The 24699-nt window shown below is 67.9% G+C and carries 24 protein-coding genes; 16 read left to right on the top strand and 8 right to left on the bottom strand.

Annotated features, from left to right (window positions below; translation table 11 throughout):
- Positions 1-19 precede the first annotated feature (19 nt).
- Positions 20-268: a DUF1653 domain-containing protein gene (locus ACAM54_RS06170; RefSeq protein WP_369650134.1), complete on the top strand. Its 249-nt coding sequence runs from the start codon at positions 20-22 to the stop codon at positions 266-268.
- Positions 269-293: 25 nt separating this feature from the next.
- Here the strand turns inward: ACAM54_RS06170 and ACAM54_RS06165 are convergent, their stop codons facing one another.
- The gene (locus ACAM54_RS06165; RefSeq protein WP_145741239.1) at positions 294-614 is read right to left on the bottom strand and encodes an I78 family peptidase inhibitor; all 321 of its coding nucleotides are present in this window, start codon (positions 612-614) and stop codon (positions 294-296) included.
- Positions 615-649: 35 nt separating this feature from the next.
- Positions 650-1246: a phosphoribosylglycinamide formyltransferase gene (gene purN, locus ACAM54_RS06160; protein ID WP_369650133.1), complete on the bottom strand. Its 597-nt coding sequence runs from the start codon at positions 1244-1246 to the stop codon at positions 650-652.
- A gap of 138 nt (positions 1247-1384) precedes the next feature.
- Between purN and ACAM54_RS06155 the strand changes: the two genes are divergently transcribed.
- From ACAM54_RS06155 to ACAM54_RS06140, 4 genes are all read left to right on the top strand, one after another.
- The gene (locus tag ACAM54_RS06155; protein WP_145741236.1) at positions 1385-2566 is read left to right on the top strand and encodes an acyl-CoA dehydrogenase family protein; all 1182 of its coding nucleotides are present in this window, start codon (positions 1385-1387) and stop codon (positions 2564-2566) included.
- A 12-nt stretch (positions 2567-2578) separates the two neighbouring features.
- The gene (locus tag ACAM54_RS06150; protein ID WP_369650132.1) at positions 2579-3694 is read left to right on the top strand and encodes an acyl-CoA dehydrogenase family protein; all 1116 of its coding nucleotides are present in this window, start codon (positions 2579-2581) and stop codon (positions 3692-3694) included.
- An 84-nt stretch (positions 3695-3778) separates the two neighbouring features.
- Positions 3779-5131, top strand: a complete 1353-nt coding sequence (locus ACAM54_RS06145) for an alpha/beta fold hydrolase (RefSeq protein WP_369650131.1) — start codon at positions 3779-3781, stop codon at positions 5129-5131.
- Between the two features lie 22 nt (positions 5132-5153).
- A complete protein-coding gene (locus tag ACAM54_RS06140) occupies positions 5154-5942 on the top strand; it encodes an enoyl-CoA hydratase (RefSeq protein WP_192323001.1) in 789 nt (262 codons plus the stop codon).
- On the opposite strand, the gene ACAM54_RS06135 is transcribed toward ACAM54_RS06140, so the two are convergent.
- Positions 5939-6499, bottom strand: coding sequence for an HNH endonuclease (locus tag ACAM54_RS06135; RefSeq protein ID WP_012746419.1), 561 nt, complete (start codon positions 6497-6499; stop codon positions 5939-5941). The genes ACAM54_RS06140 and ACAM54_RS06135 overlap by 4 nt on opposite strands.
- A 166-nt stretch (positions 6500-6665) precedes the next feature.
- Here ACAM54_RS06135 and ACAM54_RS06130 point away from each other — a divergent pair, with 166 nt between their 5' ends.
- From ACAM54_RS06130 to ACAM54_RS06085, 10 genes are all read left to right on the top strand, one after another.
- A complete protein-coding gene (locus ACAM54_RS06130) occupies positions 6666-7703 on the top strand; it encodes a bifunctional riboflavin kinase/FAD synthetase (protein WP_145741230.1) in 1038 nt (345 codons plus the stop codon).
- 122 nt (positions 7704-7825) lie between these two features.
- Positions 7826-10675, top strand: a complete 2850-nt coding sequence (gene ileS, locus ACAM54_RS06125) for an isoleucine--tRNA ligase (RefSeq protein WP_369650130.1) — start codon at positions 7826-7828, stop codon at positions 10673-10675.
- On the top strand, positions 10675-11187 hold the full coding sequence (gene lspA, locus ACAM54_RS06120; RefSeq protein WP_209499854.1) for a signal peptidase II: 513 nt from the start codon (positions 10675-10677) through the stop codon (positions 11185-11187). Before ileS ends, lspA begins: the two co-directional genes overlap by 1 nt.
- Positions 11188-11351: 164 nt before the next feature.
- Entirely contained in the window at positions 11352-12362 is a 1011-nt protein-coding gene (locus tag ACAM54_RS06115; protein ID WP_369650129.1) for a LacI family DNA-binding transcriptional regulator, read from the top strand.
- 68 nt (positions 12363-12430) lie between these two features.
- Positions 12431-13423 carry an ABC transporter substrate-binding protein gene (locus tag ACAM54_RS06110; RefSeq protein WP_225612803.1) on the top strand — a complete coding sequence of 331 codons (993 nt, stop codon included), beginning with the start codon at positions 12431-12433 and terminating at the stop codon, positions 13421-13423.
- A gap of 13 nt (positions 13424-13436) precedes the next feature.
- A complete protein-coding gene (locus ACAM54_RS06105; protein ID WP_369650128.1) occupies positions 13437-14264 on the top strand; it encodes an ABC transporter permease in 828 nt (275 codons plus the stop codon).
- Positions 14265-14280: 16 nt separating this feature from the next.
- The gene (locus ACAM54_RS06100; protein WP_369650127.1) at positions 14281-15081 is read left to right on the top strand and encodes an ABC transporter permease; all 801 of its coding nucleotides are present in this window, start codon (positions 14281-14283) and stop codon (positions 15079-15081) included.
- The gene (locus ACAM54_RS06095) at positions 15071-16132 is read left to right on the top strand and encodes an ABC transporter ATP-binding protein (protein ID WP_209536463.1); all 1062 of its coding nucleotides are present in this window, start codon (positions 15071-15073) and stop codon (positions 16130-16132) included. The genes ACAM54_RS06100 and ACAM54_RS06095 overlap by 11 nt, the downstream gene beginning before the upstream one ends.
- The gene (locus ACAM54_RS06090) at positions 16129-16986 is read left to right on the top strand and encodes a phosphodiesterase (RefSeq protein WP_369650126.1); all 858 of its coding nucleotides are present in this window, start codon (positions 16129-16131) and stop codon (positions 16984-16986) included. The genes ACAM54_RS06095 and ACAM54_RS06090 overlap by 4 nt, the downstream gene beginning before the upstream one ends.
- 64 nt (positions 16987-17050) lie before the next feature.
- Positions 17051-18712 carry a Na/Pi cotransporter family protein gene (locus ACAM54_RS06085; RefSeq protein WP_145741218.1) on the top strand — a complete coding sequence of 554 codons (1662 nt, stop codon included), beginning with the start codon at positions 17051-17053 and terminating at the stop codon, positions 18710-18712.
- A gap of 15 nt (positions 18713-18727) precedes the next feature.
- Here ACAM54_RS06085 and ACAM54_RS06080 read toward each other — a convergent pair whose 3' ends face one another.
- Entirely contained in the window at positions 18728-19138 is a 411-nt protein-coding gene (locus ACAM54_RS06080; RefSeq protein ID WP_369650125.1) for a response regulator transcription factor, read from the bottom strand.
- A 122-nt stretch (positions 19139-19260) separates the two neighbouring features.
- A complete protein-coding gene (locus ACAM54_RS06075) occupies positions 19261-20244 on the bottom strand; it encodes a quinone oxidoreductase (RefSeq protein WP_369650952.1) in 984 nt (327 codons plus the stop codon).
- 101 nt (positions 20245-20345) lie between these two features.
- Here ACAM54_RS06075 and ACAM54_RS06070 point away from each other — a divergent pair, with 101 nt between their 5' ends.
- The gene (locus tag ACAM54_RS06070) at positions 20346-21254 is read left to right on the top strand and encodes a DMT family transporter (RefSeq protein ID WP_192323007.1); all 909 of its coding nucleotides are present in this window, start codon (positions 20346-20348) and stop codon (positions 21252-21254) included.
- Between the two features lie 37 nt (positions 21255-21291).
- On the opposite strand, the gene ACAM54_RS06065 is transcribed toward ACAM54_RS06070, so the two are convergent.
- From ACAM54_RS06065 to ACAM54_RS06055, 3 genes are read right to left on the bottom strand one after another with little or no spacing between them, the layout of a single operon-like run.
- Entirely contained in the window at positions 21292-22086 is a 795-nt protein-coding gene (locus tag ACAM54_RS06065; RefSeq protein ID WP_192323008.1) for an SDR family oxidoreductase, read from the bottom strand.
- A 26-nt stretch (positions 22087-22112) separates the two neighbouring features.
- Positions 22113-23063, bottom strand: coding sequence for a DMT family transporter (locus tag ACAM54_RS06060; protein WP_192323009.1), 951 nt, complete (start codon positions 23061-23063; stop codon positions 22113-22115).
- Between the two features lie 21 nt (positions 23064-23084).
- Complete coding sequence (locus ACAM54_RS06055) at positions 23085-24698, bottom strand: gamma-glutamyltransferase family protein (protein ID WP_145741208.1); 1614 nt, start codon at positions 24696-24698, stop codon at positions 23085-23087.
- Between the last annotated feature and the right edge of the window lies 1 nt (position 24699).

Here is a 24699-nt window from a genome sequence, read left to right as displayed (position 1 = left end):
TTGAAAGGCACGCTAGACCGTGAACGACGACAACGACCTGCCACCCCTGATCGAGACGCCACCCGGCCGCTACCGGCACTACAAGGGCGGCGAATACGAGGTACTGGGCACCGTGCGCCACAGCGAAACGCTGGAACCGATGACGCTGTACCGCGCGCTCTATGGCGCGAAGGGGCTGTGGGTCCGGCCAGCTGCGATGTTCGAGGGCACCGTGGAGATCGATGGCGTCATCCGGCGGCGCTTCGCGCCGGTCCGCAACGCTACATAGCCGACGGCACCGGCCCCGACGCGCCTCAGCCGCAGCGAACGTCCGTCACGCGGCCGCGTGCGTCCACATCGAGGTTCAGGCGCCCGCCGTTGAGTTCCATCGTCACCGCCTCCCCGGGCTTCAGCGCGCGCACCGTGCCCGCGCCGGCGCGCACGCGGGCGGCGGCCTCGAGCTGGGGCGACAGCGGCTGGCCGACGGCGAAACGCGCGCCGTCCGCATTGCACTGGAACACCGGCTCGGGTGGTGCAGCGGATGCGGATGCAGGGGTTGGTGCAGGGGCTGGCGCGGCGCAGGCCGACAGCAGGATGGCGCCGGCGACCGCGGACAGTAGCGATTGGGTTTTCAATTCATGCTCCCGAAAACCCGCGAATATAAACAAATTTAAGACGTGTGACTTGATGTATCTGCAAGCCACGCAGCAATGGCGCGTGGATACAACTGATGCTCTTGCGCGAGCACCCGGCCGGCCAGCGTGGCGGCCGTGTCATCCGGCAGCACCGGCACCACCGCCTGGTCCAGGATCGGGCCATGGTCGAGTTCCGTCGTGACCTGGTGCACCGTGACGCCGGCCACCTTGCAGCCCGCGTCGATCGCCCGCTGGTGCGTGTTCAGCCCCGGAAAGGCCGGCAGCAAGGAAGGATGGATGTTGACCAGCCGGCCGGCGTAGCGCCCGACGAAGCCCGGCGTCAGGATGCGCATGAAGCCCGCCAGCACCACCAGCGCCGGCGAATGCGCGTCGACCGCCTTCGCCAGCGCCTCGTCGAAGGCCTCGCGCGTCGCGAACTCCTTGTGCGGGACCACAGCGGTTGCGATGCCGTGCGTTCTGGCGAGCGCGAGCCCGCCCGCTTCGGCCTTGTTGCTGACGACCGCGGCAATGCGGGCGCCGAAGCGCTCGGACCAGCGGTCGCGCTCGGCGGCGCGCACGATGGCCGCCATGTTGGAGCCGCCGCCGGAAATCAGGATCACGATGTTCTTCATGGGAGGCCGGGATTATCTGTGCTCCGCCCGCGTTGTCGCCGCGCGGACACCGATTCACAGCACGACCGTGCTAAAACTCGAAGCTCCGGAGACACGCCGCGCCGTTTGCGGCGGCACGATCAACACAGCGAGGCACGCATGGATTTGAGCTTCACGCCCGAAGAACAGAAGTTCCGCGAAGAAATTCGCGCCTGGGTCAGGGAAAACCTTCCCCAAGAGATTTCGCACAAGGTGCACAACGCGCTCGAACTGACGCGCGACGATCTGCAGGGCTGGGCCAGGATCCTCGGCAAGAAGGGCTGGCTCGGCTACGGCTGGCCGAAGGAATTCGGCGGCCCGGGCTGGACCGCCATCCAGCGCCACCTGTTCGAGGAAGAAACCGCGCTGGCCGGCGCGCCGCGCATCATCCCCTTCGGCCCGGTGATGGTCGCCCCGGTGATCATGGCCTTCGGCAATGCCGAGCAGCAGAAGCGCTTCCTGCCCGGCATCGCGAGCGGCGAGGTCTGGTGGAGCCAGGGCTACAGCGAACCGGGCTCGGGTTCCGACCTCGCCTCGGTCAAGACCCGTGCCGAACGCAAGGGCGACAAGTACATCGTCAACGGCCAGAAGACCTGGACCACGCTCGGCCAGTACGGCGACTGGATGTTCAACCTCGTGCGCACCAGCAACGAGGGCAAGCCGCAGACCGGCATCAGCTTTTTGCTGCTCGACATGAAGTCGCCCGGCGTCACGGTGCGGCCGATCAAGCTGCTGGACGGCAGCCATGAAGTGAACGAGGTGTTCTTCGACAACGTCGAGGTGCCGGCCGAGAACCTGATCGGCGAGGAGAACAAGGGCTGGACCTACGCCAAGCACCTGCTCTCGCACGAGCGCACCAACATCGCCGACGTGAACCGCGCCAAGCGCGAGCTCGAGCGCCTGAAGCGCATCGCGAAGAGCGAAGGCGTCTATGAAGACCAGCGTTTCCGCGACGAGATCGCCAAGCTCGAGGTCGACATCGTCGCGCTCGAGATGATGGTGCTGCGCGTGCTCTCGGCCGCCACCTCGGGCAAGAACTCGCTCGACGTCGCGGGCCTGCTCAAGATCCGCGGCAGCGAGATCCAGCAGCGCTACAGCGAACTGATGATGCTGGCGGGCGGTGCCTATTCGCTGCCGCTCATCCGCGAAGCGATGGAAGCCGGCTGGCAGGGCAACTTCCCGGGCGGCAACCCGGCCCTTGCGCCGCTCGCATCGACCTTCTTCAACATGCGCAAGACCACCATCTACGGCGGCTCGAACGAAGTGCAACGCAACATCGTCGCTCAGACGGTGCTGGGCTGAGGAGACAAGAACATGGATTTCAATTTCACCGACGACCAGGAACAACTGCGCGACGCCGTTCGCAAGTGGGTCGACAAGGGCTACGACTTCGAACGCCGCCGCGGCATCGAGGCCCACGGCGGCTTCTCGCGCGAGGCCTGGGACGAACTGGCCGAACTCGGCCTGGGCGGCCTCTACATCGCCGAGGACGACGGCGGCCTGGGCATGGGCCCGGTGGCCGGCATGGTGGTGATGGAAGAGCTGGGCCGCGGCATCGTGCTGGAGCCCTTTGCGCAGACGCTGATCGCCGGCGCCGTGCTCAGCGGCTACGCCAGTGCCGACACCAAGGACAACTGGCTGCCGCGCATTGCCGGCGGCCAGGCCATCGTGGTGCTGGCCTACCAGGAACGCAAGTCGCGCTACCGGCTCGACCTGTGCGACGCCAAGGCCGTGAAGGCCGGCGACGGCTGGTCGCTGACGGGCGCCAAGAGCGTGGTGCCCGTGGGCGACGAAGCCGATGCCTACCTGGTGCCGGCCAAGGCCGACGGCAAGATCGCCCTCTTCCTGGTCGAACGCAGCGCGAGCGGCGTCGAGGCCCGCGGCTACGGCACGCAGGACGGCAGCCGCGCGGCCGAGGTGGTGTTCGACAAGGCAGACGCCACGCTGGTCACGGCCGACGGCCTGGCCGCGCTCGAATATGCAGTCGACGTCGGCATTGCCGCCACCTGCGCCGAAGCAGTGGGTGTGATGGACAAGACCGCGGCCCTCACCGTCGACTACATGAACCAGCGCAAGCAGTTCGGCGTGGCCATCTCCACCTTCCAGGCGCTGCGCCACCGCGTGGCCGACATGAAGATGCAGCTCGAGCTCGCGCGCTCGATGAGCTACTACGCAACGCTCAAGCTCAATGCGCCGGCCGAGGAGCGGCGCCAGGCACTGGCGCGCGCCAAGTACCAGCTCGGCGTGTCGATGCGTTTTGTCGCCGCGAATTCGGTGCAGCTGCATGGCGGCATCGGCGTGACCGACGAATACATCGGCAGCCACTATTTCCGCAAGCTCACGCAGCTCGAAATGACCTTCGGCGACACGCTGCACCACCTGGGCGAAGTGTCGGCGCGCATGCAGGACACGGCCGGCGTCTTCGCCTGACGCTGTTTTTCCCATAGCATCCAACGCCCGCCCGCCTTGCGCCGGCGGGCGTTCTTACTGGAACCTGCCAGGAACACACCTCACATGCCATCACGCCGCACCCTACTGGCCCTCGGGCTCGCATCGACCGCCATGCTGACCGCCTGCGCCACCGCTCCCTCGCCTTCGTACACCGAACGCCCCCCGATCGTCTTCATGCACGGCAACGGCGATTCGGCCGCACTGTGGCTGACCACCATCTGGCGCTTCGAATCGAACGGCTGGCCGCGCGACCGGCTCTTCGCGCTCGACCAGCCCTATCCGCTGGCGCGCGACGACGATGCCGTGGCGCAGCCGGGCCGCAGCTCGACCACCGATTCGGCCGTGTTCCTGAAGGCCGAGGTCGACAAGGTGCTGAAGGCCACGGGCGCCGGCAAGGTGGTGCTGATCGGTAATTCGCGCGGCGGCAACACGATCCGCAACTACGTGCAGAACGGCGGCGGCGCAGCCGTCGTGAGCCACGTGGTGCTGGGCGGCAATCCGGCGCACGGCATCTGGGCGGTGAAGGGCTTCCGCGAGAACAACGAGTTCTCGGGGCTCTCGGGCTTCATGCAGCAGCTCAATGCGCCGAAGGGGTCGAACGGCGAGGAAGTCACGCCGGGCGTGAAGTGGCTCACGCTGCGCTCCGACAACAACGACAAGTACGCCCAGCCCGACGGCGTGTGGATCGGCGTGCCGGGCCAGCCGACGAACATCGGCTTCGACGGCCCCGCGCTCAAGGGCGCGACCAACGTGGTGCTGCCGCGCGTGGACCACCGGGAAACCTCGTTCTCGCCCCCCGCGTTCGCGGCGACCTGGCAGTTCCTGACCGGCGAAGCGCCGCGCAGCACGGCGGTGGCACCCGAGGCGAGCGTCGTGCTCGACGGCCGTGCAGTGGGCGCGGAGAACCTTTCGCTCAATGGCGGGCAGGTCACCGTGTATGCCATCGATCCGGCCACGGGCGCACGGCGCGGCGATGCGGTGCACAGCAAGAGCATCGGCGCCGATGGCCGCTGGGGTCCGTTCAATGCGCGCGGCGACACGGCCTACGAGTTCGTGCTCAGCGCACCCGGCTACGGCATCACGCACATCTACCGCAGCCCGTTTCCGCGCAGCAGCCGCGTCGTGAACCTGCGCCCCGAACGCCTCGCGCCGGCCGATGGCAGCGCCCAGGCGGTCGTCGTCTTCACGCGGCCCCGCGGCTACTTCGATGCAGAGCGCGACACCATGCGCTTCGACGGTCAGAGCCCGCCGCCCGGCGTGCCGCCCAGGGGCTCCGGCGTGTCGAGTTCGCGGTTGCGCCTGGCCGCCGCGCAACCGCAGCGCGCCGTGACCGGTGAATTCAACGCGGAGCGGATCACCGGCCTGACCTGGCCTGCGGCGCAGCAGCACGTGACGGTGCTCGAATTGACCTACTGATGGATCGACGAGGGCCAAGGACATGAACGACACGACTTCTCCCTTCGTGCTGGCGGCACGCGATGCGCGCGGCGTGGCCACGCTGACGCTGAACCGCCCGGCCTCGTTCAATGCCCTCTCCGAAGGCATGCTCGGCGCGCTCGAACAGGCGCTCGCTGACATTGCGGCCGACGACACGGTGCGCGCCGTCGTCATCGCGGCGGCGGGCAAGGCCTTCTGCGCGGGCCATGACCTGAAGGAAATGCGCGCCGAACCCTCTCTCGGCTACTACCAGCGGCTCTTCGAGCGCTGCGGCGCCATGATGCTGTCGATCCAGCGCCTGCCCGTGCCGGTGATCGCGCGCGTGCACGGCATTGCGACGGCCGCGGGCTGCCAGCTGGTCGCGGTGTGCGATCTGGCGGTGGCCGCGACCGAGGCGCGCTTCGCGGTCAGCGGCGTGAACGTGGGACTGTTCTGCGCCACGCCGAGCGTCACGCTGTCGCGCAACCTCGGCCGCAAGCAGGCCTTCGAGATGCTGGTGACCGGCGAATTCATCGGCGCGGAGGAAGCCCGCGAGAAGGGCCTGGTCAACCGGGTGGCGCCACCCGGCCAGCTCGACGCCGCGGTGGAGGCGCTGGTGGCGAGCATCGTCGCCAAGCCGCGCCAGGCGCTCGCGCTCGGCAAGGCGCTGTTCTACCGGCAACTCGAAACCGGCATCGAGGCCGCGCTGGCCGACGCCAGCCAGACCATGGCCTGCAACATGATGGACGAGAGTGCGCTCGAAGGCGTCCAGGCCTTCATCGAGAAACGGCCGCCGGACTGGAAGCGCTAGGTGTCGTGCAGCCGCGAGCTCTGCGGCAGGTGCGCCATCAGGAATTCCATCTGGTCCGCCAGGATACGGCGATTCCGCAAAATGAAATCTTCCCAGAGGCTGGGCACGTAGGGCGCGTACAGCAGCGGCATGTTGGCCTGCTCGGGCGTGCGGCTGCTCTTGCGGTGGTTGCAGGGCCGGCAGGCCGTGACCACGTTCATCCAGGTGTCGATGCCGTTCTGCGCGAACGGAATGATGTGCTCGCGGGTGAGTTCGTCTTCGTGGAAATGCCCGCCGCAGTAAGCACAAATGTTGCGGTCGCGCGAGAACAGCTTGCTGTTGGTGAGCCCCGGGCGCTGGGTGAAGGGATTGATGCGCGGCACACCCTTGGTGCCGATGATGCTGTTGATCGCGATCTGCGATTGCTGGCCGGTGATGGCATTGTGGCCGCCACGGAACACGGCCACCTGCGCGCCCACCTCCCAGCGGACTTCGTCCGCTGCATAGTGGATGACCGCCTGTTCGAGCGATATCCATGACTGGGGCAGCCCTTGGGCCGACAGCTTCAAGACCTTCACCACACGCCTCCTCAAAAAGGGAAGAATCACGGAAAGACCAGGGACACGCAGCGCGCCGGAGGCCCCTTCGGGCGACGCACTGAGTCACAATATACCGGCTTTGTGACAAAACGGCCTGATGTGCCCATTCGACGGGCAAAAGGCGCTATCAAAAAGATACCCACCCATGCAGGTTTTCCGCGGCTTCCGGCACCCGGGCGTGGCTCCGGCCTGCGCCCTCACCATTGGCAATTTCGACGGCGTGCACCGTGGCCACCAGGCCATGCTGGCGCTGCTGCAGACCGAGGCACGCCATCGCGGGCTGCCCAGTTGCGTGCTCACCTTCGAGCCGCATCCGCGCGACTATTTCGCCGCCGTCACCAGGAAACCCGACCTGGCACCCGCGCGCATCGGCACGCTGCGCGACAAGCTCACCGAGCTCGCGGCCTGCGGCGTGGCGCAGACGGTGGTGCTGCCCTTCGATGGCCGGCTCGCCTCCCAGTCGCCCGAAGCATTCATCCAGAACGTGCTGATCGACGGCCTGGGCGCGCGCTATGTGCTGGTGGGCGACGACTTCCGCTTTGGCGCCAGGCGGGCCGGCGACTACGCCATGCTCGACGCGGCCGGCGATGCGCACGGCTTCGACGTGGCGCGCATGAACAGCTACGAGGTCCACGGCCTGCGCGTTTCCAGTTCGGCCGTGCGCGAGGCGCTGGCCGAGGGCCGCATGGCCGATGCCCAGCATCTGCTCGGGCGGCCCTACACGATCTCGGGCCACGTGGTCCATGGCCGCAAGCTCGGCCGCGCGCTGGGCGCCTCGGCGCCCGGCAAGGACGACGGGTTCCGCACCCTCAACCTGCGCTTCAAGCACTGGAAACCGGCGGCCAGCGGCATCTTCGCGGTGCTGGTGCACGGGCTGGCCGACCAGCCGCTGCCGGGCGTGGCGAACCTCGGCGTGCGCCCCTCGCTCGATGCCAACGACGTCAACGCGGGCCGCGTGCTGCTGGAGACGCATTGCCTGGAGTGGCCCTCGCATCTGGGAGCCGAAGGGGCCTACGGTAAAATCGTCCGCGTGGAACTCCTGCACAAACTGCACGACGAATTGCGCTACACCAGCCTCGAGGCCCTGACTGCGGGCATCGCCAAGGATGGGCGCGACGCGCGCGCGTTCTTTGCGTCGACCCACGCCGAAACCCACCGCCAGACCACGCGCGATCGAATTTAGCCCTGCACGCACCGTGCTGCCGCCCTTCGACAAGCTCAGGGCGAACGGCTTTTCTTCCGCACCGACCGCTCAAATGCAGTTCGGGCTGAGCCTGTCGAAGCCCCTCTGTTTCGCACCCCAACATGTCTGACGCCGCTTCCCCCACCGATTACCGTTCCACGCTGAACCTGCCCGACACCCCCTTCCCGATGCGCGGCGACCTGCCCAAGCGCGAACCGGGCTGGGTCAAGGAATGGAACGAAGAAGGCCGCTACCACCGCCTGCGCGACGCCCGCCACGGCGCGCCCAAGTTCATCCTGCACGACGGCCCGCCCTACGCCAACGGCCAGATCCACATGGGCCACGCGGTGAACAAGATCCTCAAGGACATGATCACCAAGGCGCGCCAGCTCGAAGGCTACGACGCGCTCTACGTGCCCGGCTGGGACTGCCACGGCCTGCCGATCGAGAACGCCATCGAAAAGCAGTACGGCCGCAACCTGAGCCGCGACGAGATGCAGGCCAAGAGCCGCGCCTACGCCACGGAACAGATCGCGCAGCAGATGGCCGACTTCCAGCGCCTGGGCGTGCTGGGCGAATGGGACCACCCCTACAAGACGATGGACTTCGCCAATGAAGCCGGCGAGCTGCGCGCGTTCAAGCGCGTGATCGAGCGCGGCTTCGTCTACCGCGGCCTGAAGCCCGTGTACTGGTGCTTCGACTGCGGCTCGTCGCTGGCCGAGTTCGAGATCGAATACGCGGACAAGAAGAGCCAGACCCTCGACGTGGCGTTCAAGGCACACGAGCGCGAGAAGGTGCTCAAGGCCTTCGGGACCGACCACACGATCCTCGGCGACATCTTTGCCGTGATCTGGACCACCACCGCGTGGACCATCCCGGCCAACCAGGCGATCAACCTGAATCCCGAGATCGAGTACTCGCTGGTCGACACCGAGCGCGGCCTCTTGATCCTGGCCAATTCGCTGGTCGAGATGTGCATGACGCGCTATGCGCTCGACGGCAAGGTGCTGGCCACGGTCAAGGGCGAGAAGCTCGGCGGGCTCGAATTCGAGCATCCGCTGTACGACGTGGACGCGGGCTATCGGCGCCTGTCGCCGGTCTACCTGGCCGACTACGCCACCGCCACCGACGGCACCGGCCTCGTGCACTCGTCGCCGGCCTACGGCGTGGACGACTTCAACTCCTGCATCGCCCACGGCGTGGCCTACGACGACATCCTGAACCCGGTGCAGGGCAACGGCAGCTACGCGCCCGACTTCCCGCTGTTCGGCGGGCAGAACATCTGGAAGGCGGTGCCGGTGATCATCGCCGCGCTGCGCGACGCCAACCGGCTGCTGACCACCGAGACCATCTCCCACAGCTACCCGCACTGCTGGCGCCACAAGACGCCGGTGATCTACCGCGCCGCGGCGCAGTGGTTCATCCGCATGGACGAGGGCGAAGGCGTGTTCACCAAGGACAAGGCACCCAAGACGCTGCGCCAGACCGCGCTCGACGCCATCGAACAGACCAGCTTCTACCCGGAGAACGGCAAGGCGCGCCTGCACGACATGATCGCCGGGCGGCCCGACTGGTGCATCAGCCGCCAGCGCAGCTGGGGCGTGCCGATCCCGTTCTTCCTGCACAAGGATTCGGGCGAGCTGCATCCGCGCACGATGGAGATCCTCGACCAGGCCGCCGACATCGTCGAGAAGGGCGGCATCGAAGCCTGGAGCCGCGTCACCGTCGAAGACATCCTGGGCGCCGAAGATGCACCGAGCTATACCAAGAGCACCGACATCCTCGAGGTGTGGTTCGACTCGGGCTCGACCTTCTATCACGTGCTGCGCGGCACGCACCCCAACGTGCACCACGAGAGCGGCCCCGAAGCCGACCTATACCTCGAAGGCCATGACCAGCACCGCGGCTGGTTCCATTCGTCGCTGCTGATCGCCTGCGCGCTGGAAGACCGCGCGCCGTACCGCGGCCTGCTTACGCACGGCTTCACGGTGGATGCCAAGGGCATCAAGATGAGCAAGTCGCTCAAGAACGGCATCGACCCACAAGAGATCAGCAACAAGCTGGGCTCGGAAATCATCCGCCTGTGGGTGGCCGCGAGCGACTACTCGGGCGACATCGCTGGCGACGACAAGATCCTGGCGCGCGTGGTCGATGCGTACCGCCGCATCCGCAACACGCTGCGCTTCCTGCTCGCGAACACGAGCGACTTCGACATCCAGAAGGATGCGGTGCCGCTCGACCAGCTGTTCGAGATCGACCGCTATGCGCTGTCGCGCGCGGCGCAGTTCCAGGCCGAGATCCTCGCGCACTACCAGGTGTACGAGTTCCATCCAGTGGTGGCCAAGCTGCAGATCTACTGCTCGGAAGACCTGGGCGGCTTCTACCTCGACATCCTGAAGGACCGGCTCTACACGACCGCGCCGGGCTCGCGGGCGCGCCGCAGTGCGCAGACGGCACTCTGGCACATCTCGCAGGCGATGCTGCGCTGGATGGCACCGTTCCTGAGCTTCACGGCCGAAGAGGCATGGAAATTCGTGAGCACGGGCAAGCCGGGCGAGTCGATCTTTGCGCAGACGTACAGCAAGTTCGCCGCGCCCGACGAAGCACTGCTTGCCAAGTGGGGCCGCATCCGCGAGATCCGCGACGTGGTCAACAAGGACATCGAGGCCGTGCGCGCCGAAGGCAAGGTGGGCTCGTCGCTGCAGGCGAACCTGCGGCTCAGCGCAGCGGCTGATGACTTCGCGTTGCTGGGCTCGCTGGGCGACGACCTGAAGTTCGTCTTCATCGCCTCCGCCATCGAACTGGCGGCGGGCGAGGCGCTGTCCACCGTGGTCACGCCGAGCAGCGCGCAGAAGTGCGACCGCTGCTGGCACTACCGCGACGACGTGGGCCACGACCCGGCGCATCCCACGATCTGCGGCCGTTGCACGAGCAACCTGTTCGGTGCCGGCGAGCCGCGGAGCTTTGCCTGATGGCGGCCGCACGCTCCATGTCGGCATCGCGCTCGCGCAGCGGCAGCATCTGGCCGTGGCTCGCTCTGGCGGCAATCGTCCTGATCATCGACCAGTTCACCAAGACGCTGATCCTGGGCTACTACAAGCTCGGCGACGCGACCTACGTCACGAGCTTCTTCAACGTGGTCCGGGCGCACAACACGGGCGCCGCGTTCTCGTTCCTGGCCGACCACTCGGGCTGGCAGCGCTGGTTCTTCACGGCCATTGGCGTGGCGGCCGCGGTGTTCATCGTCTGGATGCTGAAGTCGCACGCGGGGCAGAAGCTATTCTCGTTCTCGATGGCCTGCATCCTGGGCGGAGCGATCGGGAACGTGATCGACCGGATGATGCATGGCTACGTGGTGGACTTCCTGAGCTTCCACGCGGGCAACTGGTACTTCCCGGCGTTCAATGCGGCGGACAGTGCGATCACGCTCGGGGCCATCTGCCTGATCCTGGACGAGATCCGGCGGGTTCGGCGCGGGAAGTAGGTTCGTCGTCTTTTAGAGGCCGTCCGCCCTCACCCTCTCCCGGAGGGAGAGGGGGCAAGACGAGCCTCCACCACAACGCGAGGGTTTCTCCCCACTTTCACGGCCTGTCATAGCGGGGTCATACTGCCGCGGTGAAATGTAATCGATTACATGACACCGCACGAATGAGCATCCAAGCCGTTGCAGCCAAAGCCGGGGTTTCCGTGGCCACCGTGTCGCGGGCCTTCAACTTCCCCGACAAGGTGACCCGCTCCACGCGGGAGCTGGTGGAGCGCGTCGCGCGTGAACTCGACTATGTGCCGAACGCCAGCGCGCGCACCTTGCGCACCCAGCGCAGCCGTGCATTGGGCGTAGTGCTGCCGACGCTGCTGAACCCAACCTTTGCCGAGTGCCTGCAGGGCATCGCGCGGGCAGCCATCGCCGGCGGCTACGCGATCATTCCCGTCACCACGGGCTACCAGCTCGACGAGGAAGAACGCGCGGTCCACCTGCTTCTGGCCGGCAATGTCGACGGGCTGATCCTCGTGGTTTCCAATCCGTCCACGTCGGCCGCGCTGGCCCGGCTGCGCAGCACCGGCACGCCCTACGTGCTGGCCTACAACAGGCACCCCGACCATCCCTGCGTGACCGTCGATGGCGAAGCCGCCGTGGCCGATGCGGTGGCGCGGCTGGTGCTGCACGGGCATCGCCGCATCGCGATGGTCAGCGGTACGCTCGCCGCGTCCGACCGCGCGCAGCAGCGCTATCGCGGCTACCGCAAGGGCATGGCCGATGCCGGGCTCAAGGCGCCGCCATTGATCGAGGTGCCCTTCGTCGAGAGCGCGGTCGATGCGCTCGCCGGCGTGCTGCAGGCGCCCGGCCGGCCCACCGCGCTGGTCTGCTCGAACGACCTGCTCGCCATCCGCAGCATCCGCGCCGCGCACCTGGACGGCCTTGGTGTGCCGGACGACCTCAGCGTCATCGGCTTCGACGGCATCGCGCTCGGCGAAGACCTGACGCCGGCGCTCACCACCATCGCCCAGCCCAACGACGACATCGGCCGCCGCAGCGTCGAACTGCTGGTCCAGGCCATGGCCGGCGGCACCGCGCTGCAGGCCGATGCGAGCCTTCTGCTGCCGTACTTCTTCCGGGACGGCGAGTCGTGCGCAGCCGCGCGCGACACCGCCGCCGACTGATCACTCAACCCGCTACCGCCTCTCACCCTCCAAGGAGCTCCTTCATGCTGACTTCCCGCTTCTCGCGCATGGCCCGCCTGGGCCTGCTGGCTGCCGCGCTCGCCGCCGGCAGCACGGCCATGGCCCAGACCGCCATTTGCTACAACTGCCCCACCGAGTGGGCCGACTGGGGCACGCAGCTCAAGGCCATCAAGGCAAAAACAGGTATCACCGTGCCGGCCGACAACAAGAACTCGGGTCAGTCGCTTGCGCAGCTGGTGGCCGAGAAGGCGAGCCCCGTGGCCGACGTCACCTACCTGGGCGTGACCTTCGCGGTGCAAGCACAGAAGGAAGGCGTGGTCGAGCCCTACAAGCCGGCCGCATGGAAGGACATTCCCGACGGCCTGAAGGACCCGGCCGGCAACTGGTTCACCATCCATTCGGGCACGCTCGGTTTCATGGTCAACGTCGATGCGCTCAAGGGCAAGCCGGTTCCGAAGTCGTGGGCCGACCTGCTCAAGCCCGAATACAAGGGCCTGATCGGCTACCTCGATCCGGCCTCGGCCTTCGTGGGCTATGTCGGCGCAGTGGCCGTGAACGAGGCGCGCGGCGGCACGCTCGACAACTTCGCGCCGGCCATCGACTACTTCAAGGCGCTGCAGAAGAACGAGCCCATCGTGCCCAAGCAGACCTCCTACGCGCGCGTGCTGTCGGGCGAGATCGCGATCCTGCTGGACTACGACTTCAACGCCTACCGCGCCAAGTACAAGGACAAGGCCAACGTCGCCTTCGTCATCCCGAGCGAAGGCACGCTGGCCGTGCCCTACGTGATGAGCCTGGTTGCCAAGGCACCGCATGCCGCGGAAGGCAAGAAGGTGCTCGACTTCGTGCTGTCGGACGAAGGCCAGGCGATCTGGGCCAAGGCCTACCTGCGGCCGGTGCGCACGAGCGCAATGCCCAAGGACATCGAGGCGCAGTTCCTGCCGGCCAGCGAATACGCACGCGCCAAGAGCGTGGACTACGCGCGCATGGCGGAGGCGCAGCGGGCGTTCTCCGACCGCTATCTCAAGGAAGTGCGCTGAAGAAGCCCGCGCCATGAAGTCGTCGTCGGCCAACGCCTGGAACCCACGCTGGCGCCTGCTCGCCTGCGCAGCTCCTGCCGCCGTGTTCTTCGCGGCCTTCTGGCTGCTGCCGGTGGTGCGCCTGCTCACGCTGCCGGCGAGCAAGGGCTGGGCCACCTACTTCGCTGTGCTGACCGACTCCCGCTACCTGCAGAGCATGGCCAATACCGTGGCACTGTCGGTGGCGGTGACCTTGGCAACGCTGGTGCTGGGCGCCGCCGTGGGCATCTACCTTGCGCGGCACACCTTCGCAGGCAAGCGCATGCTGCTGTCGCTGCTCACGCTGCCGCTGTCCTTTCCGGGCGTGATCATCGGTTTCTTCGTGATCCTGCTCGGCGGGCGGCAAGGGCTGGTGGCGGACCTCGGCGACAGCCTGTTCGGCGAACGCATCACCTTCGCCTATGGCCTGCTCGGCCTGTTCCTGGCCTACCTCTACTTCTCGTTGCCGCGCGCCGTTGCCACCTACGCCGCCGCGGCCGAGGCCATGAACATGCAGCTCGAAGAAGCCGCGCGTTCGCTCGGCGCCTCGCGCCTGCGGGTAGCACGCGACGTGTGGCTGCCAGAGCTCGCGCCCACCACGCTCGCCTGTGGCGCGATCCTGTTCGCCACCTCGATGGGCGCCTTCGGCACCGCGTTCACGCTGGCCAGCAAGTTCGAGGTGATCCCCATCACCATCTACAACGAGTTCACCAACTACGCCAACTTCGCGCTCGCCGCATCGCTGTCGATCGCGCTGGGCCTCGTGACCTGGGTGGTGCTGTTCGCCGCGCGGCGCTTCGGCGCCAACCCGGTCGCACGCTGATCGAAGGAATTGCCTCATGCGCAAGAACACGCAACCCAGGGCGCCCTTCCTGCTGGCCATCACCGTGCTTGTGAGCCTCTTCATGATCGCGCCGATGCTGCTGTCGGTGATGGCGGGGCTGGTCAACAACTACAGCGCCGGCCTGAAGAGCGGCCTCACGCTGCGCTGGCTCGGCGAGGTGTGGGAGAACTACGGCGGCACCGTCGGCTGGTCGCTCGCGCTGGCGCTGGCCTGCGTGGTGGGCACCGTGCTGCTGGGCGTGCCCTGCGCCTATGCGCTGGCGCGCAGCCGCTCGCGGGCGGCGCACATCTTCGAGGAGCTGCTCACGCTGCCGGTGGCGGTGCCGGGACTGGCCACGGCGCTGGCGCTGATCCTCGCCTACGGCCAGCTCACGGCCTTCCGCCAGAGCTTCGCCTTCATCCTCGTGGGCCACATGGTGTTCACGCTGCCGTTCATGGTACGCACCGTGAGCTCGGCCTTCCAGCGCGACGACCTGCTCGCGCTCGAAGAGGCGGCGCGCTCGCTGGGCGCCAACTTCCGCCAGCGCTTCATGGGCATCCTCGTGCCCGCCGTGTTCCCCGCGATCGTCGCCGGCGGCCTGATGGTGTTCACGCTCTCGGTGGGCGAGTTCAACCTCACGTGGATGCTGCACACGCCGCTCACGCGCACCCTGCCCGTGGGCCTGGCCGACAGCTATGCCTCGATGCGCATCGAGATCGGATCGGCCTACACGCTGGTCTTCTTCGCCGTGATCCTTCCGGTGCTGTGGGGCCTTCAATACCTTGCCAACCTGATGCAGAAACGCCATGGAACTTGAACGCGTCCCCATCGACATCGCGAATTGCGCGAAAACCTACGCTGACGGCACGCGCGGCCTGCTGCCGACCGACCTGCATGTGGAGGCGGGCGAAGTGCTCGCGCTGCTCGGGCCCTCGGGCTGCGGGAAGACCACGCTGCTGCGGCTGATCGCGGGGCTCGAAGCGCCCGACGAAGGCAGCCGCATCGTGTTCGGCGGGCAGGACGTCACCGGGCGGCCGGTGGAGCATCGCGGCGTCGGCATGGTGTTCCAGAGCTACGCGCTCTTTCCGCAGATGACGGTGGCGGCCAACATCGGCTATGGGCTGCGCATCCGCGGCGTGGCGCCGGCAGAGGAAAGGCGCGCAGTGGGCGAGCTGGTCGACCTGACGCGCCTGGGCGGGCTGGAGAACAAGCGCCCTGCCGAACTCTCGGGCGGCCAGCGGCAGCGCGTGGCGCTGGCGCGCGCCGTGGCCGTGCGTCCGCGCGTGCTGCTGCTGGACGAGCCGCTGGCCGCGCTCGATGCCAAGCTCAAGGAGTCGCTGCGCGACGAGCTCGCCGAACTGCTGCGCCGCCTGCACATCACGGCCATCCACGTCACCCACGACCAGCAGGAGGCGATGGCCATTGCCGACCGCCTGGCGGTGATGAGCGCCGGGCGCATCGTGCAGATCGGCCGCGGCGAAGAGCTGTACCGCGCGCCGGCGCATCCCTTCGTGGCGGAGTTCCTGGGCCGCGTCAACCGCCTCGCGCGCGAGGCCGACGCCATTGCGCAAGGCGTTGTCCGACTCGGCGGAAGCACCCTGCCTTGCCCGCCCGCCTGGCGCAGCCATGCGATGCTGCTGGTGCGGCCGGAAGACGTCGAAGTGGGCGCGCCGCGGCCCGACTGGGGCGCCGCCACGGTCGAGCGCCGCACCTTCCTCGGCGACCGCGTGCAGCTGCAGTTGCGCATGCAGGACCAGCCCCTGCTCGTGGCCGATGTGGGCCGCGACACGCCTTTCGGCCCCGGCGATCCGGTGGGCCTGCGCATCCTGCCCGACCGCCTGATGACCTCGCAGGAGACCAGCGCATGACGACAACGACACAAGACACCACTTTCCTGGTCCAGCTGACCGACCTGCACATCCGCGAACCGGGACGCCTGGCCTATGGCCGCATCGACACCGCGCCCTACCTGGAGCGCGCGGTGCAGTCGGTGCTGCGGCTGCCGCAGCAGCCCGACGCCGTCGTGATCACGGGCGACCTCAGCGACTTCGGCCGCGCGGCCGAGTACGAGCACCTGGCGCGCCTGCTGGCGCCGCTCGCGATGCCGGTCTACCTGATGCCGGGCAACCATGACGAGCGCGGCCAGCTGCGCCGCAGCTTCCCCGGCCATGCCTATCTGGCGGCGGGCGTGGGCTCGGCCGGCTTCGTGCAGTATTCGGTGCGCGTGGGCGCGCTGCGCCTGCTCGCGCTGGACACCTGCGTGCCGGGCGCGAGCCACGGCGAACTCTGCGGCGAACGCCTGGCCTGGCTCGAGGAACAGCTCGGCGCCTGCCGCGGCGAACCGGTGGTGATTGCCATGCACCACCCGCCCTTCCGCACGCTGATCGGCCACATGGACGAGATCGGCCTGCTGCAGGGCGCCGAGGCGCTCGAAGCACTGGTTGCGCGGCATGGCAACGTGGAGCGCGTGATCTGCGGCCACCTGCACCGCGCCATCGACGTGCGCTTCGGCGGCACCATCGCATCGACTTCGCCGGCGCCGGCGCACCAGGTCTGCCTGGACCTGTCGCCCGATGCGGCCTCGGCCTGGACGCTGGAGCCGCCGGGCTTCAGGGTCCATGCCTGGTCGGCCCGGGACGGCCGGCTCGTGACCCATCTGGCGGCTTCCGGTACCTTCGAAGGCCCTTTTCCCTTCCATGACAACGGAGCGTTGATCGACTGAGGCCATACATGTGGAAAATGGGGCCGCAAACGAACAAAAACGAAAAGGATAGAAACCGGCATCCATGAAGCACCTCCTGAACCTGCTCGCCGCCGTCGCCCTGCTGGTGTGGGGCACGCACCTCGTGCGCACGGGCGTGCTGCGCGTGTTCGGCGCCAACCTGCGCAAGATCCTGGTGCAGAGCATGCGCAACCGCTTCACGGCCGCGCTCTCGGGCATCGGCGTCACGGCCCTCGTGCAGTCGAGCACCGCCACTTCGCTGATGACTTCCTCCTTCGTGGGGCAGGGCCTGGTCACGCTGCCGGCGGCGCTGGCGGTGATGCGCGGAGCGGACATCGGCACGGCGCTCATCTCGGTGCTGTTCTCGGCCGACCTGTCCTGGCTGTCGCCGATGTTCATCTTCGTGGGGGTGGTGCTGTTCATTTCCCGCTCGGCCAGCGTGGCGGGCCGCGTGGGGCGGGTGCTGATCGGCCTGGGGCTGATGCTGCTGGCGCTGCAGCTGGTGGTGGAGGCGACGGAGCCGCTCTTTTCAGCGCCGGCCGTGCGCGTGCTGCTGGCCTCGCTCAACAGCGACGTGCTGCTCGAGATCACCATCGGCGCCGCGCTGGCGATCGTGGCCTACTCGAGCCTGGCCGTGGTGCTGCTGGTGGCGGCCATGGCCAGCTCCAACGTGGTGCCGCTGGACGTCGCGCTCGGGCTGGTGCTGGGCGCCAACCTCGGCAGCGGCCTGCTGGCGGTGCTGACCACGGCCAAGTCCGCCGTGCCGGTGCGCCAGGTCACGGTGGGCAACCTGTTGTTCAAGGCGCTGGGGGTGGCCATCCTCGCGCCCTTCGTCGGCCTCTGGCTGCGCCATGTGCAGCCGCACGTGCCGAATGCGACGCACGGCGTGGTGCTGTTCCACCTGGCGTTCAACGTGATCATCAGCGTGGGCTTCATCGGCCTCACGCAGTGGGTCGCCACGCTGGTCACCAAGGTGCTGCCGGTGCCGCCGCTGCCGGCCAGCTCGACGCGGCCGCACCATCTCGACCCGTCGGCCCTTTCGACGCCCTCGCTCGCCATTTCGAACGCGGCGCGCGAGGCGCTGCACCAGGCCGACGTGGTGGAGACCATGCTCATCGGCACGCTCGACGTGATCCGCCACAACGACCTGCGCCTGGCGCAGGAACTGCGGCAGCTCGACGACACGGTGGACGAGCTCTACTCGGCCATCAAGTACTACATGACGCGGATCTCGCGCGAGGCGCTGGGCGAGGAAGAAAGCCGGCGCTGGACCGACATCATCAGCTTCACCATCAACATGGAGCAGATCGGCGACATCATCGAGCGCGTGATCATCGACATCGAGGACAAGAAGATCAAGCCGCAGCGCAATTTCTCCGAGGCGGGCATGGCGGAAATCGTGGAGCTGCACGGACGGCTGGTCGCCAACCTGCGCCTGAGCATGAGCGTCTTCCTGAATGGCAACGTGCGCGACGCGCAGCGGCTGCTGCAGGAAAAAGCCCGCTTCCGCGACCTCGAGCGGGCCTATGCCACCACCCACCTCGACCGGCTCTCCGACCGCACCACGCTGAGCATGGAGACCAGTTCGCTGCACATCGACCTGATCAGCGACCTGAAGCGGATCAACTCGCACATCTGCTCCATTGCCTATCCGATCCTGGAATCGGCGGGCGCGCTGGCGCCGAGCCGGCTGCGCGAATCGCGGCTCGGGAAGATCGAGGGCTGATCCGGCGCGCAGCGGTCAGTGCGCCGCCGGCAACCGCGGCGCCATCAACTGCTCCTGCCGGCGGCGCAGGCAGAAATCGATCAGGTCGTCGAGCTCGGTGGCCTTGTCGAACACCGCGTCGGCGCCCAGCTGCGCGCACTTGCGGCGCATCTCCGGGGTCAGGTGGTTGCTGAGCACCACCATCTTCTGGTTCGGATCGCGGTTGCGGCAGGCTTCGAGCACGCCGAAGCCGGTGCCATCCTTGAGGAACAGGTCGACGATGGCCAAGTCCCACTGCGAGAGGTTGCCTGCGAGCCAGCGCGCGCCCTCGTCCTGCGTTTCGGCCTGGCCCACCGGATCGATCCGCGCCACCTCGCGCAGGGTTCCGGCCAGGTTCTCGCGGATGGCGGGGTTGTCCTCGACGATGAAGGTTCTGACGGTGTCCATGGCGCTGGCCTTCGCTGGCTTTGCTGAAGGCTACAAAGTGCACCTTGCACAAGACGCAGGCATGACACCCCACCCCGGGTAGGACAGGGCTGGCCCTGCGGCGGGCCCGCCACGGCCCGGACTCAGAGCGTGAGGATGGTGCAGCCGGTGGTCTTGCGCGCTTCCAGGTCGCGGTGGGCCTGCTGCACGTCGGCCAGTGCATAGCGCTGGTCGATCGGGATCTTCACCGCGCCGCTCTGCACCACGCCGAACAGGTCGTCCGCCATCGCCTGCGTGCTCTCGCGCGTGGCCATGTGCGTGAACAGCGTCGGCCGTGTCACGTAGAGCGAGCCCTTGGACGCGAGCGTGCCCAGGCTGATCGGCGGCACCGGGCCCGAGCCGTTGCCGAACACGGCCAAAAGGCCGAAGGGGCGCAGGCAGTCGATGGAACCTTCCCAGGTGTCCTTGCCGACCGAGTCGTACACCACCTTCACGCCCTTGCCGCCGGTGATCTCCTTCACCCGGGCCGCGAAGTTCTCGGTGCTGTAGTTGATGGCATGTGCCGCGCCGTGCGCCAGGGCCAGCTTGCACTTGGCATCGCTGCCCGCGGTGCCGATCAGCTGCAGGCCCAGGGCCTTGGCCCACTGGCAGGCGATCAGGCCGACGCCGCCGGCCGCCGCGTGGAACACGATGAAGTCGCCGGGCTGCAGGCCCTCCACCGGCAGCGTCTTCTTCAGCAGGTATTGCGTCGTCAGGCCCTTGAGCATCATGGCCGCGCCGGTCTCGAACGAGATCGCATCGGGCAGCTTGCAGACGTTCTTTGCCGGCATCACGCGCAGCTCGCTGTAGGCGCCGGGCGGCTGGCTCGCGTAGGCGGCGCGGTCGCCGGCCTTCAGGTGCACCACGCCTTCGCCCACCGCCTCGACCACGCCCGAGGCTTCCATGCCCAGCTGCAGCGGCATCTGGAACGGATAGAGCCCGCTGCGCTGGTAGGTGTCGATGAAGTTCAGGCCCACGGCCTTGTGGCGGATGCGGATCTCGCCGGGGCCGGGCTCGCCCACCTCGACGTCGACGATCTTCAGTTCCTCGGGGCCGCCATGGCGGTCGATACGGACGGCTTTGCTCATCATCTTCGAAGTCTCCAGTCGCACAGAAAAGAAGAGGCGCATCGTGCCACGTTTGGCCTTCGCGCGGCGGGGGCGGGGAATGCCCGGTAGAGTCGGCGGCCATGCAGATCCAGCAGCGCCTCACGCCGTCGACCGTCTTCCTGCTCACCGTGCCGCCGCTGCTGTGGGCGAGCAACGCGGTGGTGGGCCGCCTGGTGCGCGACCTGGTGTCGCCGCTCACGCTGAATTTCGTGCGCTGGGTCATCGCGTTCGTGCTGCTGCTGCCGCTCGCGTGGCCGGTGCTGCGCCGCGGCAGCCCGATGTGGCCGCACTGGAAGCGCTACGCGGTGCTGGGGCTGCTGGGCATCGGCTGCTACAACGCGTTCCAGTACCTGGCGCTGCAGACCTCCGCGCCGATCAACGTCACGCTGGTGGGCTCCAGCCTGCCGCTGTGGATGCTGGCGGTGGGCGGCATTTTCTTCGGCGCCCGTGTCAGCGGTCGCGAGATCGGTGGCTCGCTGCTCTCGATGCTGGGCGTGCTGCTGGTGCTGAGCCGCGGCGAATGGCGGCAGCTGCTCGCGCTGCGGCTGGTGCCGGGCGATCTCTACATGATCCTGGGCACCATCGCCTGGGCGTTCTACAGCTGGTTCCTCGCGCGCACGCGGGAGCCGCAGGGCGTGCGGCAGGACTGGGCCGCGTTCCTGATGGCGCAGCTGGTGTTCGGCCTCGCATGGTCGGGGCTGTTCGCGGCCGGGGAATGGATGCTGACCGATGCGCGCATGGCGCTCGGATGGCCGCTGCTGGCGGCGCTGGCCTTCATCGGCATCGGCCCGGCCGTGCTGGCCTATCGCTGCTGGGGCAGCGGCGTGCAGCATGCGGGGCCGCAGGCGGCGAGCTTCTTCATGAACCTCACGCCGCTGTTCGCTGCGCTGCTGTCCGCGGCCTTCCTGCGCGAGCCGCCGCACTGGTACCACGGTGCGGCCTTCGCGCTGATCGTGGGCGGGATCGTGGTGTCCTCACGGCGCCGATAGGCGCGCGACGCGACGTGCGCGAAGCCTGGGGGCGAGCTCAGTACGTGCCAGGGTAGGCGCCGCCGTCAGCAAGGACGTTCTGCCCCGTCATGTAGCCCGCCTGCATGCTGCAGAGAAAGGCGCAGATCGCGCCGAACTCGGCCGGCGTGCCGAAGCGCCTGGCCGGGATGTTCTTCTTGCGGGCTTCCCACACGGTGTCGAAGTCCTGGCCGGTCTTCTGGGCCGTGCCTGCCATCGTGCCCTTGAGGCGGTCGGTGTCGAAGGAGCCGGGCAGCAGGTTGTTGATGGTCACGCCCTGCGCGGCGATGGAGGTGCGCGCCACGCCGGCCACGAAGCCCGTGAGGCCGCTGCGCGCACCGTTGGAGAGGCCCAGGATGTCGATGGGCGACTTCACCGAGCTCGAGGTGATGTTGACGATGCGCCCGAAGCCGCGCTTGGCCATGCCGTCGACCGTGGCCTTGATGAGCTCGATGGGCGTCAGCATGTTGGCATCGACGGCCTTGATCCAGGCCTCGCGGTCCCAGCTGCGGAAGTCGCCCGGGGGCGGGCCGCCGGCGTTGGTGACCACGATGTCGAAGTCGTGGCCCAGTGCGAACACCGCGGCGCGGCCGGCCTCCGTCGTGATGTCGGCGGCCACGTGCTTGACGAAAGGCGCCGGCGAGCCGGCTGCCGCTGCGGCCAGCTTCGCAGCCGCCGCTTCCAGCGCCTCGGCGCCGCGCGCCACGATGACCACGTTCACGCCCTCGCGCACCAGCGCCTCGGCACAGCCGTAGCCGAGTCCCTTGCTCGCGCCGCACACCAGCGCGGTCTTGCCTGCAATGCCCAAATCCATGTTGTTGCTCCTTGACTGCAGGGACGCTAGCGCCCCATGCGTGTGAAAACGAAGATGCCCGCAATCACGAGCACCGTGCCGGCCGCGATCCACGCGGTGAACGGCTCGCCGAGTATGACCACGCCCATGAGGATCGTCGACAGCGGCCCGATCATGCCGGTTTGCGCGGCCATGGCCGGGCCGATGCGCTCGATGGCCATCATGACCATGAGGACAGGCACCGCCGTGCACAGCGTGGCGTTGAGCACCGACAGCCAGATGACCTCGGGCGCCACCTGCATCGCGGCGCTCATCGGCCGCGTCAGCACGAACTGCAGGATGCACAGCAGGCAGGCCACGGTGGTGGCCAGCCCCACGAGCCGCAGCGAGCCCAGGCGCTTGACGAATTCGCCGCTGTAGACAAGGTAGCCCGCATAGCTCACGGCGCTCAGGAACACGAGGAAGGTGCCCCAGGCCGCCGCCCCGCCACCCTTGCCGCCACCGCCGATCCAAAGCTCATGCCCGAACACGAGCAGCACGCCGGCATAGCTCACGATCATGCCGAGCACCTGCGGCCGCGTGGCGCGCCGCCGGTACAAAAGCCAGCCGAACAGCAGCACCAGCGTGGGGTTGAGATAAAGGATGAGCCGCTCGAAGCTGGCCGAGATGTAGGCGAGCCCCGCAAAGTCGAGAAAGCTCGCAAGGTAATAGCCCGAGAAGCCGAGCCCCACCACGCCGAACCAGTCGCGCCCCGTGAGCGCGGGCTTGCCGCGGCCGGCCCACCACGCCATCAGCGCGAACAGCGGCAGCGCGAACAGCATGCGCAGCATGATCAGCGTGATCGCATCCACGCCGTAGCGGTAGGCCAGCTTGACGATGATGGCCTTGCCGCTGAACGCGACCGCGCCCAGCGAGGCGAGGATGAGGCCGGGCGCAATGCTCCTTGCGCCGCTTGCGGAAGATGAGGGAATGCCGGTCTGTACGGCGGACTTGGTCATTCCCCGATCATCGCGTAGCCGTCAAAAGCCTGCCGCCAAGCCATCGCGGCGCGGATCGCTGGCGGCCACGTAGCCTTCGACCGATGGATCGCCTGCGCGCCAGATGAACTGGCCGGCGCCGAAGTCCTGGTAGGAGTCGTCGATCACGTCGAGGTGGTGGCCGAGCTCGCGCAGGCCCTGAACCGTGGCCGGATTCATCGCGGCCTCGACGTTGATCTCGAGCCCCGCGTTGAAGCGCCAGCGCGGCGCATCGCAGGCGGCCTGCGGGTTCTGCTTGTAGTCGAGCATGCGCACCAGCGTCTGCATGTGGCCTTGCGGCTGCATGTTGCCGCCCATCACGCCGAAGCTCATCACCGGCTGGCCGTCCTTGGTGAGGAAGGCCGGAATGATGGTGTGGAACGGCCGCTTGCCCGGCGCCACGACGTTCGGGCTCTCGGCCTTGAGGCTGAAGCCGTGGCCGCGGTTCTGCAGGCTGATGCCGAACTCGGGCTCCACGCAGCCCGAGCCGAAGCCCATGTAGTTGCTCTGGATGAAGCTCACCATCATGCCGCTCTCGTCGGCCGCCGTGAGGTAGATGGTGCCGCCCTTGACGGGGTTGCCGGCCTTGAAGTCCTGTGCCTTTTTCACGTCGATGAGTCTCGCACGCGATGCCAGGTAGGAGTCATCGAGCATTTGCGCGGGTGTCACCGTCATCGACGATGGCTCCGACACGTAACGGTAGACGTCGGCGAAGGCGAGTTTCATCGCCTCGATCTGCAGGTGCTGCGAAGCGACCGAGTCGACCGGCAGCGAGGCGATGTCGAATTTCTCGAGGATGCCGAGCGCGATCAGCGCCGCAATGCCCTGCCCGTTGGGCGGAATCTCGTGCAGCGTGTGGCCGCGGTAGTCGCGCGAGATCGGCTGGACCCATTCGGGCTGGTAGGCCGAGAGGTCGGCCACCGTGAGCGAGCCGCCCTGCTCTTTCGAAAACCTGGCGAGCGCCTCGGCGATCTCGCCGCTGTAGTAGGCCTCGCCCTTGGTGCGGGCAATGGCCTTGAGCGCACGCGCGGCGGCCGTGAAGCGGAACAGCTCGCCCACTTCGGGCGCCCGGCCCCAGGGCATGAAGGTCTGCGCGAAGCCCGCCACCGAGGCCAGCACCGGCACCGCGGCGGCCCATTTCTGCTGCACCACCGGCGGCACCAGGTAGCCGCGTTCGGCGATGTCGATGGCCGGCGCCAGCAGATCGGCAAAAGGCAGCTTGCCGAAGCGCTCGCTCAGCGCCACCCAGCCGCGCACCGCGCCCGGCACGGTGACCGAATCGATGCCGCGCATCGGCGGCGTGGCGGCATCGGCGCCGTACTTGGCCTTGAAGTAGTCGGGCGTCCAGGCCTTGGGCGCGCGGCCCGAGGCGTTGAGGCCGTGCAGTTCCTTGCCATCCCACAGGATGCAGAAGGCATCGCTGCCCAGGCCGTTGCTCACGGGCTCGACCAGCGTCATCACGGCCGCCGTGGCAATGGCCGCATCGACGGCATTGCCGCCCTGCTGCAGCATGCGCAGCCCCGCCTGCGAGGCGAGCGGATGCGACGTGGACACCACGTTGCGCGCAAAGATCGGAATGCGGGTGGAGAGATAGGGGTTGCTGAAGTCGAAGTTCATG

The organism is Variovorax sp. V93 (assembly GCF_041154485.1).
Classification (GTDB): domain Bacteria; phylum Pseudomonadota; class Gammaproteobacteria; order Burkholderiales; family Burkholderiaceae_C; genus Variovorax; species Variovorax beijingensis_A.
The sequence above is the reverse complement of the archived record's forward strand: the minus strand, read 5'-3'. Positions and strand labels throughout refer to the sequence as shown.